General features: G+C 38.6%; 16 protein-coding genes. 2 read left to right on the top strand and 14 right to left on the bottom strand.

All coding sequences use genetic code 11. The annotated features are described in order from the left end of the window. Positions 1-73 precede the first annotated feature (73 nt). The 4 genes from D1094_RS16785 to D1094_RS16770 all read right to left on the bottom strand — a co-directional run bounded on the left by D1094_RS16785 (position 74) and on the right by D1094_RS16770 (position 8851). A complete protein-coding gene (locus D1094_RS16785; protein WP_118961271.1) occupies positions 74-1072 on the bottom strand; it encodes a transposase in 999 nt (332 codons plus the stop codon). Between the two features lie 250 nt (positions 1073-1322). Continuing rightward, positions 1323-2210: a hypothetical protein gene (locus D1094_RS16780; protein ID WP_118961270.1), complete on the bottom strand. Its 888-nt coding sequence runs from the start codon at positions 2208-2210 to the stop codon at positions 1323-1325. Positions 2211-2222: 12 nt separating this feature from the next. Then, positions 2223-8540 (bottom strand): Ig-like domain-containing protein, encoded by a 6318-nt coding sequence (locus tag D1094_RS16775; RefSeq protein ID WP_118961269.1) that lies wholly within the window; start codon positions 8538-8540, stop codon positions 2223-2225. Positions 8541-8545: 5 nt separating this feature from the next. Further along, positions 8546-8851 (bottom strand): hypothetical protein, encoded by a 306-nt coding sequence (locus tag D1094_RS16770; RefSeq protein ID WP_118961268.1) that lies wholly within the window; start codon positions 8849-8851, stop codon positions 8546-8548. A gap of 283 nt (positions 8852-9134) precedes the next feature. Between D1094_RS16770 and D1094_RS16765 the strand changes: the two genes are divergently transcribed. Next, on the top strand, positions 9135-9854 hold the full coding sequence (locus D1094_RS16765; protein WP_118961267.1) for a S26 family signal peptidase: 720 nt from the start codon (positions 9135-9137) through the stop codon (positions 9852-9854). Between the two features lie 157 nt (positions 9855-10011). Here D1094_RS16765 and D1094_RS16760 read toward each other — a convergent pair whose 3' ends face one another. The 8 genes from D1094_RS16760 to D1094_RS16725 all read right to left on the bottom strand — a co-directional run bounded on the left by D1094_RS16760 (position 10012) and on the right by D1094_RS16725 (position 16772). Then, the gene (locus D1094_RS16760) at positions 10012-10233 is read right to left on the bottom strand and encodes a hypothetical protein (protein ID WP_118961266.1); all 222 of its coding nucleotides are present in this window, start codon (positions 10231-10233) and stop codon (positions 10012-10014) included. Positions 10234-10499: 266 nt separating this feature from the next. Continuing rightward, positions 10500-11405: a hypothetical protein gene (locus tag D1094_RS16755; RefSeq protein WP_118961265.1), complete on the bottom strand. Its 906-nt coding sequence runs from the start codon at positions 11403-11405 to the stop codon at positions 10500-10502. A 17-nt stretch (positions 11406-11422) separates the two neighbouring features. Continuing rightward, positions 11423-11881 (bottom strand): hypothetical protein, encoded by a 459-nt coding sequence (locus tag D1094_RS16750; protein WP_147361096.1) that lies wholly within the window; start codon positions 11879-11881, stop codon positions 11423-11425. A gap of 296 nt (positions 11882-12177) precedes the next feature. Beyond that, entirely contained in the window at positions 12178-13176 is a 999-nt protein-coding gene (locus D1094_RS16745; RefSeq protein WP_118961263.1) for a transposase, read from the bottom strand. Positions 13177-13286: 110 nt separating this feature from the next. After that, complete coding sequence (locus D1094_RS16740; RefSeq protein ID WP_118961262.1) at positions 13287-14144, bottom strand: hypothetical protein; 858 nt, start codon at positions 14142-14144, stop codon at positions 13287-13289. A 149-nt stretch (positions 14145-14293) separates the two neighbouring features. Continuing rightward, positions 14294-14692: a hypothetical protein gene (locus D1094_RS16735; RefSeq protein ID WP_118961261.1), complete on the bottom strand. Its 399-nt coding sequence runs from the start codon at positions 14690-14692 to the stop codon at positions 14294-14296. A gap of 62 nt (positions 14693-14754) precedes the next feature. Further along, on the bottom strand, positions 14755-15750 hold the full coding sequence (locus tag D1094_RS16730; protein ID WP_118961260.1) for a hypothetical protein: 996 nt from the start codon (positions 15748-15750) through the stop codon (positions 14755-14757). A gap of 80 nt (positions 15751-15830) precedes the next feature. Next, entirely contained in the window at positions 15831-16772 is a 942-nt protein-coding gene (locus tag D1094_RS16725) for a hypothetical protein (RefSeq protein WP_118961259.1), read from the bottom strand. Between the two features lie 261 nt (positions 16773-17033). On the opposite strand from D1094_RS16725, the gene D1094_RS16720 reads away from it, so the two are divergent. Further along, positions 17034-18125, top strand: a complete 1092-nt coding sequence (locus tag D1094_RS16720) for a hypothetical protein (RefSeq protein ID WP_118961258.1) — start codon at positions 17034-17036, stop codon at positions 18123-18125. A 94-nt stretch (positions 18126-18219) separates the two neighbouring features. On the opposite strand, the gene epmA is transcribed toward D1094_RS16720, so the two are convergent. Together epmA and D1094_RS16710 are read right to left on the bottom strand one after the other, a co-directional pair. Then, positions 18220-19197: an elongation factor P--(R)-beta-lysine ligase gene (epmA, locus tag D1094_RS16715; RefSeq protein ID WP_118961257.1), complete on the bottom strand. Its 978-nt coding sequence runs from the start codon at positions 19195-19197 to the stop codon at positions 18220-18222. 328 nt (positions 19198-19525) lie between these two features. After that, a partial coding sequence (locus tag D1094_RS16710; protein ID WP_147361095.1) for a hypothetical protein occupies positions 19526-19621 on the bottom strand: 96 nt, incomplete at its 5' end.

Here is a 19621-nt window from a genome sequence, read left to right as displayed (position 1 = left end):
AAATTAATGAATTTTATCCACACGAATACCAGCGAAATGCTGTTTTTTTTGAGGTATAAGTAACTTATCGGTTTTAGTGAAATATTGCTGCTTGCTGTCGATGACCGCCAATCCATTGCTTGCCTGTGTGAACAGCAAAGGCATTAAGCTCTGCTAATGACCCTACCGCTTGATGATATTGTTTACCAAAATGCTCGGCAAGCTGTAACCAATCATCACCATTTACACTGAGTTGAGTTAATAGTGGGTAAGCGCTCTCATTAAGGCTACCGCGCTTATCTGCCCTGATAACTTTTCCTGTTGCTTCTACAAGGCTTAAATAATCAAGCAGAGAGAACGCTATGCTTTTGGGGGAATCTTTATGTTCATGACCCATAAAACCCAGTAAAGGTTTAGCGGTAAACGGTAATTGGCTTTTATTATCAGTATGACTTGCTTTGTTATGAATACGTTCAAAAATAGAGGTGTATTGTGCGGTTTGTACCGTTTCAGCCATTTTTGCTCTGATGGGGTTTAAGTCTACATAGGCCATACAGGCAAGCACTGCTTTCTCATCAAGCAACGCTTGTGATTTAAACCGCCCTTCCCAGAATCTACCTTTGCAGTTGTCTTCTGCATTCGCTTTACGGGCGATATGTTCATTTAGGTTACGCATCAACCAAGATAAGTCACTTAAGCGACTTCGCCATTTATTAATAATATCTTGCGCTTTATCTTGCTCTGCTTGGCAACTGCTCTCGCCTTTTTGTAATCGCTCAACTAATGAATGGCTATGGTAAAGCTGCTGCCAACGTTCACATACCTCTTCATCACTCCATGCCATCGCTTCACTTTCATCAACATAAACAACCAGATGATAATGATTCGACATGACCGCATAAGCAGCGACATCAATCGCAAAAATTGACGTTAAAAATCGAATACGGTCAACCATCCATTGTCTGCGATGTTCAAAACTTTGTTTAGTGTGATTGTCTTCGCCACATAAATAGGCGCGACGTACACAGCGAGAGATTAAATGATAATAACGGGTGTCTTGAAGTGATACTTGTTTGCTGCGTGCTTGGGTCATGTTGAACACCTCTCTTCTGGTGGTTATTTAACCATAGTCGAGAGGTGGATTTTGATCAAAAGTTTATGGGTGTCCCAATATTTGTTGACCACGTTATTATGGGTGGCCTAATAAGTTGCAATGATGAGTGAGTGTCTGTTTTATTTTTTGATCAAAAGTTTATGGGTGTCCCAATGTTTTGATCAAAAGTTTATGGGTGTCCCAATGTTTCCAATGTTTTCAATGTTTTTATTACGGCCAGTGAATTAACTCAACGGCGCTTCCAAGGATTTTTCACTTCAATTTCACCTGATTTTATACCCTCCCACATTTGTTTAAATTCTGGGACAAAGTCATTGTCATCTAATAATTGGCGTACTTTGACTAATGCTCGACTACGGCAACTGACTTCACCTTTTTCTTGGTCGAAGTGGTAGATGCAGTACAAGGCTTTTTGATATAAGGTTTGATTTACTTTATGCTCTAATGAGGTGAGAAATTCTTGTTCATTTTTTTCATTAAAGGTAGTTAAACACCAGTCAAGTACTTCATCGTATTGATACAAACAATCAGCAGCCTGTGGGAGTTTAAGGTCTTGCATTAACCATTGCCATATACTAGTGAAATTTAAATAACCTATGTTATAGCCAATCTTATCTTCATGACTTTTTGGTGAAACTAAACTTGCTGCTTTCGCCTTAGCGTACTCTATATCAACGAACAAAATACGGAATAAGGTAATATTTTTCTTCCCCATATATGGGAAAGAGTAATCTTTTAACTTTTTTTTAGTGGTGATCGCATTTCTTAACTCATTCTCTATAAATAGAACATAACCTTTGGTTACATCATCGGGATGAATTAAATCAGATTCCATATAAGTATTATATAAAGGTTTCAGCACTTCGGGATCTTCACTAGGGTGAAGCCATAAAAAAAGCATTAAATCGAGTGGCCGAAAAAGATCTTCCCAATCACGGTATTTGCCCCAATTGGGCATTTTTCCACGTAAATAATACGCCTTGGTCACGTTTACTTCGGCTTTATTTAAGTTAAGCCCGACTACCTTTTCTATTGCTGGCCATTGCGCTTTACGTTGTTCTACCCAAGTTTTATCTTTTGTTAGCCAATAACTAGTATCTATTTTTTCTAGATTCATCGCGCTACCCTCCTACTCTATACCTGTTAATTCATCTTTAAAGTCTTTGGCAAAATCACTACCAATGGTATCTAACACCTCAACTAAGTAAGCTTTAGTATTTAAAAGCTTGACTCTTGGAGTTGCTAAATTCCGGCATTTATTTTCAACCGCTTTTCTCGTGCTCAATACAAAGTTAAATTGATAATCTTCTATGCGAAAATCCGTAGGTTTATTGCAAAGTTTTTTTGCTAAGTTAGCTACTTGTTTTTCCGAAGGAGCCTTAGCTAAGTTTTTAGTACCTTTAGGAATATCATAATCTTGATAATACCAAGTAAGTATTTTATTTGTTTTCGTAGTTACGGTTTCAGAGATTTTTAGAATATTAGTTTTATCAACTGAATCATTCGTTATAAACTCATTATTTAAACGGTAGTCATGAAAAAATTCCCTAAAGACATTAGCACCGTCGAAGGCTTTGCTTTTGGGTTTAACACTTTTTGCAATAGTCGTTGTTGAATACGACTTTAACTCGACCCATTCTTCTGTGCCGTCTGGGTATTCAAGCACAATATCTACTTGCCGTTTATAAGGGTTACCTGCACGCTCTTCATCTTTTAAAATATAAGCGGCTCTAACACTGTCAATACCTGCAACTTTAGGCCAAAGACTTTCATTTGTCTGATGTCGCGCATGAAAATAAGCGGTTTCAATGATTTGAAAAACAGCACCGTTTGAATTACTGATATTCTTTGAAAATAAATTACTCACCAGAGACGTTAATTGACTATCATCTTTCAAATCCAGCCTACCAGCTTCAAATTCTTCTGCGAGGTAAATAATAGAGAACATAACCAACCAGCGATTGGCACGCCAGTTTTTACTGTCGCGTACAAATTTACCTAATTTAACTGCACCTACGGCAGCAAACACTCTTAAACCTGTTTGACCTCCAGCAGCAATCATTTTTAATGTTGGATTTTTTACAATTGCTCGCAAAGCGCCTGTAACTTGTTTGGCATCTTTAACATCTATCGATTTTATAACTCCTTTAATACGAGTCGTTAATGTTGAGCCAATAGACGAACTTGATTTAGCATAAGCACTATCAACAGCAAAACTCAGTGGATTCACAGCAAATTGACTATTGGGGTTCTCAAAGTTGCCATTATAACTTGCCAGTGCATCAAGCCCGCCCTCAACTTTTACTACCTCACTTATATACTCAACCCAAACCCACAAATCATCTTCATTCTCAATCGCACTCATGATGAACTCAAATACTTCTGGCTCTTCATACAGCTCTACCGCTATTAATATAAATGGCAATAAGTCAAAGAGCTTTTTAGTACTGCTACTAAGGGCTTCTTTAACCGCTGTACCCGTAGCTCCTGCAAAATGTTTAGCTGCCGGGAATTTTTTCATACCATCAAGCATTTTTTTAATGGGTGCTAATAACGGTTTTAATGGCTTTGCAATAGGAATTATGGTTGCTGCGCCAAGTGAAGCAAACGCTAATTTACTTGAATCAAAATTTTCCCAATCTTGATTGACTAAATACACCAGTTGCTCACCAATAATAATAAAATCTTCATAAGGTATTAAGAAACCAACAGTGCTTTTAACACCATCCCACACACCATCCCAACTCCACGCATGTGCCGTTGGCACTAAACCACTAAGTGGGTTATGTAAATTCAAATACGCTAACGGCGTTTCAGGTGAGGCGGTATTTAAGTATTGCGTAGCAATATTTTGATAGCCACGTTTAGTTAATAACGAGGCATAGTTACGTTGGTCACCCGATATAATCGCAACACGTAGTGATTGTAAATTACTGCTACTATGGTGCTTATCTAAATTACCCAAGCTTTGTAAAGTAACTGTTCCGCCACCCGCTGAAATCGCTTTGCTGCTACTACCATCAGCAAAGCTTAGCAATGGTTGGCTAGTCCAGTCATATAATCTGAAACTGCGCATAACGGCACTCAGACCACCTAATTTTATACTGGTACTCGCACCATACACTAACGGCCCTGTAATCGTTTCAGTTACAACATTGCCATCAACATAAAGCGCTATTTGGTTATTAGCCACTTTGGTCGCTACGCTATACCATTGCTCTGTACTAATGTTACTTTGTTCTACTGAATAACTGCCTGTTTCTGTGGTTACCGTAAAGGTTAAGGTATTACCCGCAAAAGAAAGTGTTTGACCATTGCCGTGCTCAAATATAGTACCATCGCCTTGGGGTTTAATATCTATTCGTGCGCCAATGTTATCAATAAGGTTAAATTTGGTATTGGCTTTAATAACGGCACTTGCTTCTGCCGTAAACTGAGCACTTCGCCCTGCACCTAAGGGGTGATCATGCACTAAGGTGACATTACTGGTGTGAACTGTATCTAAACCATGTTGATCTTTAAACCTATCGGTACTATCAAAACTGGCCATAGTTAATGACACTAATGGCTCTAAGTTAGGATCTGCCATATCGCCTAGGGTAACTATAGTATTTGTACTATTACGTATTTCAGCCGTTGCCGTGGTTTCATACCCTATACTGGTTGGCACACCAAAATGATCATAATCAATGGTACCAGACGAAGCTTCATCTGCTACCAACATGGTATCGCTTGTATTAATGCTTTCTGGACCAGAATTAACGGAATACTCTAATTGGTTTGCTGCGATATAGCCGACTTGCACACTCCACTTATCAGTGACTTCATTAAGACCTGCTGTAAATTGTGCGGTTGCACTACCTGCGCCATTAGTTAAGAATTCTTGTTCATTAAAAAAGCCACGGGTGGCTGAAAAAGTGATAGGAACATTGCTGACAATAGCGCCATTCGGTGTGGTAACCTTGGCGGTAACATTGGTGGTTTGCTGTTTATTTAGCTGTGTAGTACCTGCTATCAATGTAACTTCTAGCCCTTGAATTGATAATGTTTCAGTTTCTGAAGCTTCACCTGAGCTAATCGTTACAATAGATTCATTGATAGCATACTCACCGCCCGTCAACACAATGTAAGCTTTGCCGTCAATCGTTTCAAGCTGCTGCTCTTTAATAATAAAGCTGTCGAGTATATCAAATTCAACTTCGGTGCCGTCTTCAACTAAATTATCGTATTGGTCATAAACCGATACATCAAGGCGTACATCGCCTTGTTGCCAACCTATTGCTTGACCTGAAGCTATAATAGATAAATGATGAGCTGCTCCTGCCAACACTTCAACGGTTTTCCATTGTGCCGTTGTGCTACCATCTGCCAACTTTATACTAACATTAGCCGTTGCCCCTTTAGTTGTTGGCATAGTTAAGGTGCTATCAAATACCCCTAAATCAACACTGGTTTGGGTGGCAGGGCTAAAGGTACCTGCACCATTAGCTTGCCAAGAGACTGATACAGGTTCCTTACCTGCTTCTCTATATGCATACCCTAGCAGTGAAGCTTTCATTTCGACGACGGGGTCGTCTGCTGTAACATACCAAATATCTTCAGTTTGATTTTCATAACCAATCGTGGTTGATTCTATATTTAAAAACTCAAACGCATATTCCCACAAAATATTACTGGCATCGTTATTAGCGTATAAACGCATACTGAGAAAATCTTCAGGATCTAAACTGGCTAAGTGTTCAATATTACTGAAGGTGATACTTTTGTCTTCACCTATGGTGATTAACTGCTCTTCTTGCCCTAGCGCTAATACCAACTCTTGCGGACCATCTATGGCGGTTAACCTGTCATGATTGCTACTGATTAAAGAATACAGTGCGGTTATGTAATCGTCGCTACTTGTTATGGTAGGATTATCGCCTGTTAAAAGATTAGTGCTAGTCTCTGCGCCTTGACCATCGGTTTGCGTGGCGTTAATCTCTTGCATCTCTAAACCAAATTGACTGAATTGATATTCAGGCCTGTATGCCCAACTGTAGGCTGGTAGTGGTTTGTTGGGTTTGTCGGTAATTTCTTCATCTGCCATTAAACCGCGATAGGTATGGTATTCTATCCATGTACGGTCTTCATCAGGCAGTGGTACCAAAAAAGGTACCAATAAGTTAGGTCGGGTGTCGTATGGTGCCTTACTGCCAAGCTCGGTAAAGCTTGGGCAACTGCCGCCACTACCACATTCTTGGTCTTTGGCTTTACCAATAACATGCACATAGTAATGCTCAGCAGTACTAAGATTGCTGCCCACGTTAATGACTTGCGTTTTTCTACCCGGTGCTATAGCAAACGAGGCTAAGTCATTCCCTGCACCAACCCCTTGTAATTGCCCCGGTGCCACCACTTTCGCTAAACGCCCCGTAAAACCATACTGCTCACCATTATCTAAACCAAGCTCTTCGGGTAACGGGTTGCCGTACTCATCAAGCCATTCGGTATAAATAGTTACCGTGGTATCACTGGTTAAGGCTGCCCCTTCGCTACCAATGGTATACAGGCGCTCTTCGCCTTTCGTTAGCCCTTGCTCAACATCGTATTTTCGTTCAGCCCATATTTTTAAGTTAGGAGGTCTTAAGGCAATTGGCGGTGCTAATACCGTTAAATCTCCTCGTGACTGTGGTTTAATTTGAGCTTTAGCCGTGCCGATATAGCCCGTAGCTCGGTTAATGGCTACAATTTTAATGGTTTCGCCTTCACGAATATAATCAGACTTTCGTTTTTGAAAAGGCTCGGTTAACTGATACTCTGTCGCCCACTCTTTATAGCCTCCTCTTCTCTCTTCAGTCGTGATGGCGCCGCCCATATTTAAGACTGAATCACTTGGGCCTCGCAACATAACACGGTAACCAACAAGCTGCTTTGCTTCATCAAGCTGTACTTCACCACCACCCACTTCTGCTTCTTTTAAGCCCTTACGCTCCATAATAAGCTGCCCAGTAGATTCCCTAAAAAACAGCACATCAGTATTACGTAAATCAGCATTGCTAATACTTTCTAACAAGCCAACATTCGCTTTACGTACTTCTTGGTCAATCACGCGTAATAAATCTGGCGCGTCATCGGCTTCAGGCGCTTCAAAGTACAGCCCTTGTAAGTCGCCATCGCTGTTGGCTTCAAACACCTCTTCTTCTTCACCTTCTTCATTTACTTGGGTCACTAACTGGCCTTGCACAACCGTATCGCCTTGCCCGTCACCATTAAAATCATAAAAGTGCTGTAAGCGCTCATCTGCCACTTCATTAAAAGAGGTATGGGTGGTTTCACCCATCGGTATATCAAAACCAAACTGATTACTGATATACATTTGCCCTGTCAGAAACATCACATCGGCATACAGATTATTTTGATACACTGGCTGCGATATACTCGTCAAAATACTAATTATGGACGGTGCAAGCACCGCGGGCACTAAATCAGCAAAACAATAATCATAACCGGGCGTGCGCAGAAAATATTTATGTGCGGGGCTACCCATAGGTAATAAGTTACTGTAACCAAGCTCTGCCCATACATCGGTTTTAAAATGAAAACCACCCACAGGACAAATTGGCATCATAAAGGTAAACCCGTATTTTCCGTCTCCGTCGGTAGCCGAAACACCACCGTAGTAAGCAAATTCGTCTACATTAACCTTTACCCCTGGCACAGGGCCAAAAACGGTTTCATCGTCGCCAACTTGACCCCCTATCCCCCCTGTTTGTGCCTCATTGGGCTTACCAAGAAAACCAGTGCGATAGCCAATACGTAAATTTGATTGTGCAAGAATGTTACCCTGAGGACTTACCACTAACGATATCGTGTCTTCAGCCACTTGCGCCGTAGTATGGTCAAAAGACAGCGAAAGTAATACTAATTGGCTGGGGTCAGGCAATAGGCGGTCACTTTGCCCTCTCACTAACACACTATTAATATGGCTCGGTAAACCCGGCGCGACAATAGGGGTAGTATTATCAGCCGCCATGAAGCTCGCCGATAAAAACGCTTCACGCGACATTAACTGTGCACCTTTGGCTAAGGTGTCTTTGTATTGCAGCTCAAAGACTTCAATTCGCTGTTGCTCAGCAAAAAAAGCCGCACTCGAGGTGATAGACAGCTCATTAACATTGTATCCACCTCCCACATTTACCACACCCGCTTCAGAGCCATCGGTATTGTACTGCACTAAAATAGGCTGCTGGGTCGCAGGATCAAGCACCACAGCACGTGCCATAACATAGCCATGCTTAATCGCCGAATTGGGTATAGGTCCTACATAAATTGATGGCCCAAAAATAGCAAACGCAGAGCTAGCACAGCATAGGCTAATAAGCCCCCATAACATCACTTTTTTTGTCTGTTGCCAACAAGAAGCTAGGCCAGTAAACCTGTGTGATAAACCGTGAATTAATTGACGCATCTTCCTTAACCTTCTTCCTGCAACACGGCCTGTAACTGTGCTTTTAATTGTTGTAATGATATATCGCCTTCAGCATAGCTAATTAGCGCTTGTAATAAATTTGGATGAACTTGTGCATAACCAATAAAATCTAACGAGGTTAGGTTTACGCTGCCTACACTCACTATTTTGTTATTGTCTACACGACCAACCCCTATAGGCTCAATTACCTGCTGGCTCGCGTTGTAACTATTTGATAAATTGGGAGAGTAAATATTAAGTAAAAATAAAGGTACTACAAGATAGGCAACTGTCCTTGTTATTCTGTTCATTGTTCTGTCCATGTAAAACAACGTGCGATGGTAACAGATAAAGGTGAATAAAACCTGAAGCAACTAAAAAAACCATGAAAAACAACGTAACTCACAATAAACATACACCTCAAAAAAGTTTAGTTTATAGCGGGTAAATGCCGTTACTCTAGCGTGAGCACCCCAACAAACCTCATTTTGCCTGCGCTTTATAACGAAAGTGTGGCTAAATGGTTTCTCTCTTCACCATAAAAAAGTACACTTAATTTCTATACAAGCTCTACATGAAAGTACTTGATATTACATGATTACTACCCCCCTCAAACGTTTTGCTGCCTCCTTACTCAACATACTTATTCCAGGAGCAGGCTTAATAGCGCTTGGCTATTGGCGCTTAGCTTTTTTAACCCAAATAGCGTTAATATCCTCTTTGCTGTTATTGTGCTTTTCACGGCTGATTTTTAGCCCTGAATATATAATCGCCTTGCTTATTTTTACCCTTATCATTTACCTTGTTAGCACCACCTTATGTTACAGCCTTACTTATAAAGCTAATTCACCTACGCGTTTTTTAGCTACTGCACTCTTTAGTGCCAGTGCTTTGTGTGGCCTGTTTTTAGGGTTTAGCTATAAAGATTCATGGCTGGGTGTACACCTTTATTTTGTACCGAGCATGTCAATGCACCCAACATTAAAACCGGGACAATTCATCTTAGTTGATACTTGGGCATACAATGAAAAGCCCATTAATTTAGGTGATGTGGTGGTGTTTAAACAAACAGACTCGGTAGGTTATGCGCAAGCCACTTGGTTAGTTAAACGTATTGCAAACTGGCCACAAGGGTCGCTGCAGCACAATGACTTATTTTACTTATTAGGAGATAATAGCGGGGCTAGTTACGATAGCAGGCGTTTTGGCGGTATTAAGCAAGAAAGTATTGTCGGAAAAGTTAAGTTAGTGCTGCTTGGAATAGATAACAAACAGCACCTTGAAGATGATTCTTGGTTACAGCCAGTGAACTAAGCTAAAAATAGCTCAATGATAAATGCAATAAATTACTGGTTGTGCTCTAACCACGTTATTATGGGTGGCCTAATAAGTTGCAATGATGAGTGAGTATCTGCTTTATTTAACCATAGTTAAGAGGCTTTGATTTAGCAATGATGAGTGAGTGTCTGCTTTATTTTATGGGTGTCCTAATATTTTTTACTGCTTGCTGTCGATGACCGCCAATCCATTGCTTGCCTGTGTGAACAGCAAAGGCATTAAGCTCTGCTAATGACCCTACCGCTTGATGATATTGTTTACCAAAATGCTCGGCAAGCTGTAACCAATCATCAGCATTGACACTGAGTTGAGTTAAAAAGTTTATGGGTGTCCCAATGTTTATAATAAGTTGCAATGATGAGTGAGTGTCTGTTTTATTTTTTGATCAAAAGTTTATGGGTGTCCCAATGTTTTCAATGTTTTTAAGTGATACTTGTTTGCTGCGTGCTTGGGTCATGTTGAACACCTCTCTTCTGGTGGTTATTTAACCATAGTAGAGAGGTGGATTTTGATCAAAAGTTTATGGGTGTCCCAATGTTTCATCCCAATGTTTCATAATGATGAGTGAGTGTCTGTTTTATTTTTTGATCAAAAGTTTATGGGTGTCCCAATGTTTTGTGACTACCATTCCCATGGATCTTCAACGTCTATTTTTCCTGCCTTAACGTCTAACCACATTTGTTTAAAATCATCACTAAACTCTCGCTCATCTAGAGCTTTGCGGATTTTAAGAACAAAGCGTGTGCGGCAAGTATCGCCTTCTTTTTTGGTATCAAAGTGATAGATATTATAAAGCGCCTTATACCCCCCGTACCGAATCATTTTCCTAGTATCATAACCTTGAGATTTATCATTAAAGAAATTTTCAGCATCATTTTTACAGCTCAAATACCACCACTCAAATGGCTCATCGTATTGCAATAAAAATTCTTCATGTCCGGGCAAAAAAACATCTAGGCACAACCATTTTCCGATTTCAAAAATATATTGATACCCTTTTGCAGAAAGAAGGTGTTGCGCTTCTCGCTTGAATCTTTCAACACTCTTCAATTGTTTACTCATTTGCACTCCTGCAAAATCAATGTCTTTATAAAGCACATTAAAAAGCGTCAAACCTTTACCTTCAAGGTACGGCGAATAGTAATCATCCATAGTTAAAAAACGAGCGCAAGCATCTTGAACCAGAGAACGCAAAAAAGTGTAATACCCTGTAATAGCATCGGTTTCATAAATCAACGCAGAAGTCATATATTCACGATAAAGAGAATATAACAGGATCTCATCATCAGACGGGTGTAACCATAAAAAACAAAATAAGTCTAAATGACGATCATTATTCTCCCATTCTTTTAATACCTTCCAGTTCGGCATTTTACCCTTAAGGTAGTATTGCTTAATGATATTAAGTGCTTTTTTACTTTTTTCACTTAACATAACCTCTATACTTAGCCACTTGTCTTTACGTGCCTGCATCCACGCTTTATCTTTGGTTAACCAGAAACTAGTATCTATTACTTCAAGACTCATCACGCCCTCTTATTTTATTAGTCAATATTTTTTAGGTCTTCATAAAACTCTAATGCTTCATCTGAACCCACATATTCGAGTAATTGTTTGAAATAACTATATGTATTTCTAAGCATAACTCTATCTTTAGTCAAGCCAGCGCATTTTTGTTGTAATGCTGAGCTAGTACCGAAAGCAAAATTATCTTTAATATAGCGTTTCCCCTCACCTTCAGGTGTTGCACATAACCAACCTTGAACTTGTTTAAGGCGAGCCTTATCTGGCGCTTTTGCTAAATTAGCCGTACCTTTAGGTGTTTTATACTCATGAAAATACCATGTTACCTGTTGATTTTCCGTAGAATTAGGTGCACTAAGAATCGCATCCTTATTTAAAACATTTATAAAACCAGAGTTTAACCGCATATCATGAAAAAACTCACGATAATTTGTGGTTTTAGGTGTAGTAATATTGGGTTTAAAACTACTTTTTGCCATGGTTTTGCTAGCATATGACTTTAGTTCAACCCACTCTTCACTATTCCCAGCTTGCAATACAATATCTACTTGGCGATTATATGGTTTATTACGACAGTAATTCAGGACATCCATAAACTTTATTAATGAACAATACCGTACATTAATTACTTTGCCTACTTAGGCTATGGCGTATATTTCATTTTTTACGGGAGCGATTCAGCTAATTGAGCGTGTAAAACGGCAAATTAATGAATTTTATCCACACGAATACCAGCGAAATGCTGTTTTTTTGAGGTATAAGTAACTTAGCGGTTTTAGTGAAATATTGCTGCTTGCTGTCGATGACCGCCAATCCATTGCTTGCCTGTGTGAACAGCAAAGGCATTAAGCTCTGCTAATGACCCTACCGCTTGATGATATTGTTTACCAAAATGCTCGGCAAGCTGTAACCAATCATCACCATTTATACCTAGTTGCAGTAATAGCGCGCAGGCGTTTTCATTAAGACTACCGCGCTTATCTGCCTTGATAACTTTCCCTGTTGCTTCTACAAGGCTTAAATAATCAAGCAGAAAGAACGCTATGCCTTTTGGGGAATCTTTATGTTCATGCCCCATAAAACCCAGTAAAGGTTTAGCGGTAAACGGCAACTGGCTTTTGTTATCAATATGGCTTGCTTTGTTATGAATACGTTCAAAAATAGAGGTGTATTGCGCGGTTTGTACCGACTCTGCCATTTTTGCTCTGATGGGGTTTAAGTCTATATAGGCCATACAAGCAAGCACTGCTTTCTCATCAAGCAATGCTTGTGATTTAAACCGCCCTTCCCAGAATCTACCTTTGCAGTTGTCTACTGCATTCGCTTTACGGGCGATATGTTCATTTAGGTTACGCATCAACCAAGATAAGTCACTTAAGCGACTTCGCCATTTATTAATAATTTTTTGCGCTTTATCTTGCTCTGCTTGGCAACTGCTCTCGCCTTTTTGTAATCGCTCAACTAATGGATGGCTATGGTAAAGCTGCTGCCAACGTTCACATACCTCTTCATCACTCCATGCCATCGCTTCACTTTCATCAACATAAACAACCAGATGATAATGATTCGACATGACCGCATAAGCTGCTACATCAATCGCAAAAATAGAGGTTAAAAATCGAATACGGTCAACCATCCATTGTCTGCGATGTTCAAAACTTTGTTTAGTGTGATTGTCTTCACCGCATAGATAGGCGCGACGTACACAGCGAGAAATTAAGTGATAATAACGGGTATCTTGAAGTGATACTTGTTTGCTGCGTGCTTGGGTCATGTTGAACACCTCTCTTCTGGTGGTTATTTAACCATAGTAGAGAGGTGGATTTTGATCAAAAGTTTATGGGTGTCCTAATATTTTTTCATGGGTATCCCAATATTTTGATTTTATTCAGTTATTTTTTTTAGTTCGCAATACTTCTCTTGAAAGTGTTCAAAAACTTGATGTTTACCATCCTCTGTTTGCATATGTTGCCAAAGATCTAGTAAAGGCTTTGGTAGATCAGGCTCTGTTAATTTATCACGTACTTTATTAACTAGTGCCCAAGCCCGTAAATGACGCTCTTCACTAACATCTTTAAAAGGGTCTAATAATTCATAATAACAAATAATTTGTAGAAATTGCCCTATATAAATGGCTTTATTACCTACATCAAATCTTGCAATTTGCGCTGTATAAAAATAAAAATCAGTCAGATACTGCTTAGCCTCATATATATAACTTTTATCATCTAACAAAAACGGAATTAGTGTGTGACAAAACCCCGGAAAAGCCGCAGGGTTTTTTGAGGCAAAAAGGTTCGAGAAATCAACTGAAGTAGTGCCACATAAAATTCGACAGTACAAAGACTCATTCCCTCCTAAAATACCCTCTGCACCATAATCACAAAATGAAATTTCATGAAAAAAGAACTCTAAAGCTGAGTCACTGCGAACTTCTTTAAACAGAATGCGGTACTCATTATAAATACTTAATAGATTAGTTTCTGATTGGTCTGGATGAAACATCATCAAAATGGTTGCATTAACCGTTGGCGGATAATTGAATTCATCGTCTTCTACGTGTAGCTCTCCTGTTAAGAAGTAATTTTGATAATACTTTAAGTCTTTAGGGCGAAGTGCTTTCGCCTTTCTTAATTGAGCGCTAATTTTCTTCCACTGTTTCTTACGCTCTTTTAACCACACAACATCTGTTGAGTGCCAAGCAGCTTTATTTATTTTATTATTCAGCTCTATAAGGTACATAATTGAATATCCTCTATTTCTATATTTGCAGGGTCTATATCTGCGGTGTTAAATTGTGCAATTGCTATTAATGACACTCACTTAAAATATGTTAACTATCGACCTTTGAATAAGGCTATTGATAACAACTTAAAACACCCCACTATCTATTATTTAATAATATAAGCGGTTGTGCCAAGGTTTAAAGGGAGGTAGGGCGCATCATAAAATGGTAGCTGCATTTCTTTTTGGTAGTCTTTGTAATCTTGAGGTCTGGGCGGTATTGTTCTGTCGCCTGTAGGGTTATGGCTAAAACCAAAATAGCGCACTAATTGAAAGTCTGTTTTTTCTTTTATTTCATCTACGATGTACTCACGATTAGCGCAGTAGCGACGAGCTAAACAAGGTATATAATGGTTATCTGGTCGCTCTATGATTAATAGTCGTGGTATTTCAGCTTCTGTTTGCTCAGGTAAGTCTATTATTTTTATAATATCTAAAGCGAAATGCACCTTATCAGTGCCCATAAATTTATCAGATAAGGTAATACGAACTAATTCACCTTGCACTTTTTTTCGATTAACTTTCGGCAGCTCCGCAATAAACTCTTGGGTTAATAGTTTTGTGATGTCTATTTTTTATCACTTACGGCTATATTAGTCGATTGACTAAAACCATTAGCTTGATACAAATCAGCAATAGTTAAATGCAAGTTATTAATATCGTGACTAGAACGACAAATTAAGGGTGTGTATCCATCACCATCCCAGCTTTGCCAAGCATAAGGGTCTTCTTCTAGAGTACACTCATAAATTTTATCAACCCATTCATCTTCTTTATTTTCTTTCGCTGCTTGCCAAGTATTTTCAATAAGTTCATGAGAAAAACCTTGTGCTGCATATTGCTTAAACAAGTTAATAAACTCTAGCTTAGCTTGTGCGGCAGGGTTGCTTGGGTGATTTGGAATGTAGTGGGTAATGTGTGTAAATATTTTTAACAACGATTCTTTCTGAAAGTCACCATTTATTCCATTCTTATCTAAGTAATCAATAGAAGAGAACCAAAGATTCAATTGTGATTTCACCCCTATAGTATTTTTAAAGTACTTATTACTAATAAGATCCTCTATATTCCTTAAATAATACCAAAAAAATCCATTATTCGCAGTCAATAGTTTGATTGGAAAAACTGGTACATTTATCCCGTTTATATCAACATCCTCCTCTGAATATACTTCCCTACCAAATAACATGTTTTTAATCAGCTCTCGTAACTCAGTTTCATTAATAGTGGTTAAAAAACCAAATATTTCACCATTAATAATGCGAAGTGCATCTGTTCTAAAAACGTCAATTCTTATTTTAGTATCACAATGTGCCAACATTTTATTATATATTTCTACTGTATGCTCTGGAGAATATAGGAACTTCATCCCTCCTCGAGGTTCATGCTTACTATCAGGTGTCCACTCACCTTTAATAAAGTACTTTTTAATACTGGACAGCTGAACTTTATCGCAACTGTTTGCTAAAATTCGTTCTACCGATAACCACTTCTTATTACGTTCAGCTAACCACTGTGCATCTTTGGTTTTCCATAACTCGTTTGCAAAACTAAACTTTGCCATTCTTTTACTACCTTATTTTAATTTAAATCATCAGATAAAAATTATGAGTGAGTGTCTGCTTTATTTCTTTTTGTTAAGCTTTAAGGTGTCGTGATTTTATTTTTTAACTTTTTAAATAAATTTCTTTTAGGGTCAAACTCTACATTCGTGTCACCTTGTGTAGGGTTTAAAAAGTATTTAAATCTGACTCCTTTGTTTCCAAACTCAAGATTTCCATAAATCTTACCGTATAAGCAGGAGTCTGGTTTATCGCCATCACAACGCACTCTAAAGTAATAGTTGGTACCATCGCCCTCATTATAGCTTGAGACAGGCCTTCCTTTTTTCCATACGCGACTTTGCTTTATAGCGTTTCTGTAACCTGATATTAGGGCATGATAAGCAGAGCGAAAACTGCTGCCATTGCTTTCTTTATTTTCAAAGCTTTGTATTCCATCAGCTTTATTGGAAAAACTCATAGTAAAATACCTGTCGTTGCTGTCCTTTTCTCCTGGTAAGTACTCAAGTTTGAATAAAAAATCTTTAGTAATACCTTTCCCATAAGGTGAAACCCAGTCATGTTTTACCAAGTCATAACCGATGATTTCATTGTTTTTTGGTATCGTTATTCTGTCCGTGTTATAGGCATACATCGGAATAGGATTTTTGATTTTTTTCAATACCACTTTTAAGGTAGGATTCCACGGCTGCCACTTTCTAAAGCCAAATATGCCGCTGACGCCTGTGAAGCCGTTATACTTAAAGCTTGTACCATAATAGCCCTTGGCACTAGCGCCATAAACACCATATTGCTGCGTTGCTCCTTGGCCTGTATATAGACCATCTTTATCAGTTTTCCCTGCCACAAAACTTGGTTTACCACCCCAACCATCTGATTTAGGGCGCATAAAGCTAATACTTGCATCAGCGCCCTCGATTGGCACTCCCTGCTCATCTACCACTAAAATGGTGTATTTAGCTGTTGGTAATGCCATTGCAGCATTCGGTAACAAGAATAGTAGTGCTAGTATTAGTTTTTTCATTGATTTAAATCTCCTTTTTCAACCCAAGTATCATAAAGCTTGTGTACATAACGATAAGAAATATCTTTTTCGTACCAAATACCGAATTGTAATCACCCACAGTACTTACCCATAAATCCCTTTTAGTAAACAACAACATAAACTAAAAAACCTTAACCGATTGTCTTTGTTGCTCTGTTAGCGAATAGTCGCTTGCGCCCACACAAAGAATACAATATATTACCTCCAATATAATCTATTTGCATAATCCAAGGAAGGTATATGAGTATCAAGAAATCTCCAGGTCAAAAACGTAAAAAAATAGTTCAAATAGGCGTTTTCCTCTTTTTTATAATAACGACTTATTTTGCAGGGCAGTTTTGGGGCTCTCTATCTGAAAGCTCTCTCTCTTGGGTGGAAAATCACGCTACGGTAACTGCCACAGTCACAGAGTTACTCCATGAAGAAGAAGAATATCGTAATAGAAAAGGAAGAAAACGAACCAAAGATGTGTATAGCATTAGTTATAAATTCACCGTTGAGGGTGATGAAATTGACAATACTATTGAGATTTCATCATCGCAATTTAATAGTATTGAAGAGGGTAGTGACATTATTGTTTGGTATGACAGTGATGATGTTTATACCAACGATACTAAAGAGAATGTTGAGTCAGCTTTAGCAAGTAATAACGCGGTATCTAACATGTTTACTGTTGGTGTTTATACCGCACCAATTGCACTTTTTCTCTATTGGTTATTATCAATAATTTTTGTTAGAGAATCTAAAAAATCGCTACCGGAAGGCTTCTACACAGAAACCTCTTGGTTAGATGTTGATGATAAGTATATGGTTGCTTTAGATGGTAGCGAGTTAGTTTATTTTGATATCGATAAAAGCAGAATAAGCGAGGTTCAACAGGCTTATCAAAATAATGCCAGTTTGGAAGATCTCATTGGTAACAGTAAATCGTCAAAGTTAAAACGTATTCCTTTAGGTGAAATTACCGAATTGGTGAGCCACCATAATTCAGATGTGATTACTATTGATTATAAAGGCGACAGCCACAAAATAGAGTTTTTAAATCAAACTGTTAAACAACATGCATTAGAACGTATTATTAAACACATCCCGACAAACCTAAGTTATATGAAAAAAGAACGAACGCGTATACAGGCAGCAATACCCTCGTTTATTTGGTTGCTAATTTTAGTCGCTGTTATCTACTTCGTGAATTATTTTCTGGTCAATATCGTGTTAGGATTTTATATGTTAGTTTCTGTCTTACCAAAAATTATATCAAGATTAATAGACCCTACAATTACTCAAACCTGGTTGATCCCAACAGTAAGTGAAGAGGCGGTAACAGAGTAATTTTCTGTTATTAATGTTTACCACTTATCGACGTTTGTATAAGTGGTAAACAATTTATTTACGTAATGAGTAATAATTATCAACAATATTGCGATTAAGCTCGCTCTATTGAAAAACTCTGTACTTCACTAATATCTTTAACACCAAGTGCTAACATCACCAACCTATCAACCCCAAGCGCAACTCCTGAACATTGCGGTAATCCATGATTTAAAGCCGCAATAAAGTTATCATCTATTGGTCTCTGTTCTAGCCCTTGGCTATTACGTTTCGCATTATCCGCGTCAAACCTTGCCATCTGTTCATCAGCATTGGTTAATTCATTAAAACCATTAACTAGCTCTATACCATGGTAATAGCATTCAAAGCGCTGCGCGACACGGTTGTCTTCTTCTGAGACTGTGGCCAGTGACGCTTGTGCTACGGGGAAGTTATAAATAAAACACGGTTCATTAATGCCTATGGTTGGTTCAATGATTTCAGTGAAAATAAATTGCAGTAATGCATCGGGATCATTCTGCTCAATCAACCAATCAGCAGCTTTGTCATGTTGCTCAAGTATTGCAACTAATTCAGCAAAACTTGCCGTTAGTGGATCAATACCTACTGTTTTTATAAAGATATCTTGATAACTGGTTAATATCGGCTCATTACAGCCTAAAACTGTTTTTAGTAGTTCAGAAACCTCTGACATTAAGTCAAACTGGTCAAAACCAATACGGTACCATTCAAGCATGGTAAATTCAGGGTTATGGTTATTGCCTGCCTCTTCATGACGAAAGGCTTTGGCAAGTGAGTAAATACAGCCATAACCTGAGGCAAGTAAACGCTTCATGTGAAATTCAGGTGACGTTTGTAAGTACAGATCAACCGATTGTTCTGCACTGCTACCAGCAAGGAAGTTATATTTACACGTTAGCGCGTCTAAATAAACATCAGTCACTGTACCTTGCGATAACGCAGGAGTTTCTACCTCAACCACATTACGCTCAGCAAAGAACTGACGTATTTGTTGTAGTATTTTCGCTCTTTTTTGTGCATTTTGCCAAGTCAGTGTTGGTTGCCAATACATAATTATCATTCCGTTCAGTGTATGAAGCTATTGCGGCCATTATTCCGCAAAATTGCTATAAATATATCCCTATATACTTACTTATTCACCCATGAATAAGATAATTTTCTCTATAAGGCACACAGCTTTCATAGCTATAGCTGTCACCGATTATTTACCTACAGAGATCAAAAAAGGCCGTCCCTAACACTAGGAAACGACCTTCTTTATAATACTATTATTTTAGTATTAATTTGTTAGTTAACTGAAGGTTTAGCAAGGCGTTGGCACAGAGTTGACGCTAGTCAATGAGTACCAACAACGATGCTAAAACAAAGTTAGCTGCAAATTAATCTAAAATTGCTGAAACAACACCAGCACCAACAGTACGACCACCTTCACGAATCGCGAAGCGTAAACCTTCGTCCATCGCTACTGGGTTAAT

This window comes from Colwellia sp. RSH04 (genome assembly GCF_003545765.1).
In the GTDB taxonomy this organism is placed as follows: Bacteria; Pseudomonadota; Gammaproteobacteria; order Enterobacterales; family Alteromonadaceae; genus Colwellia.
This window is presented reverse-complemented; position numbering and strand designations above follow the sequence as displayed.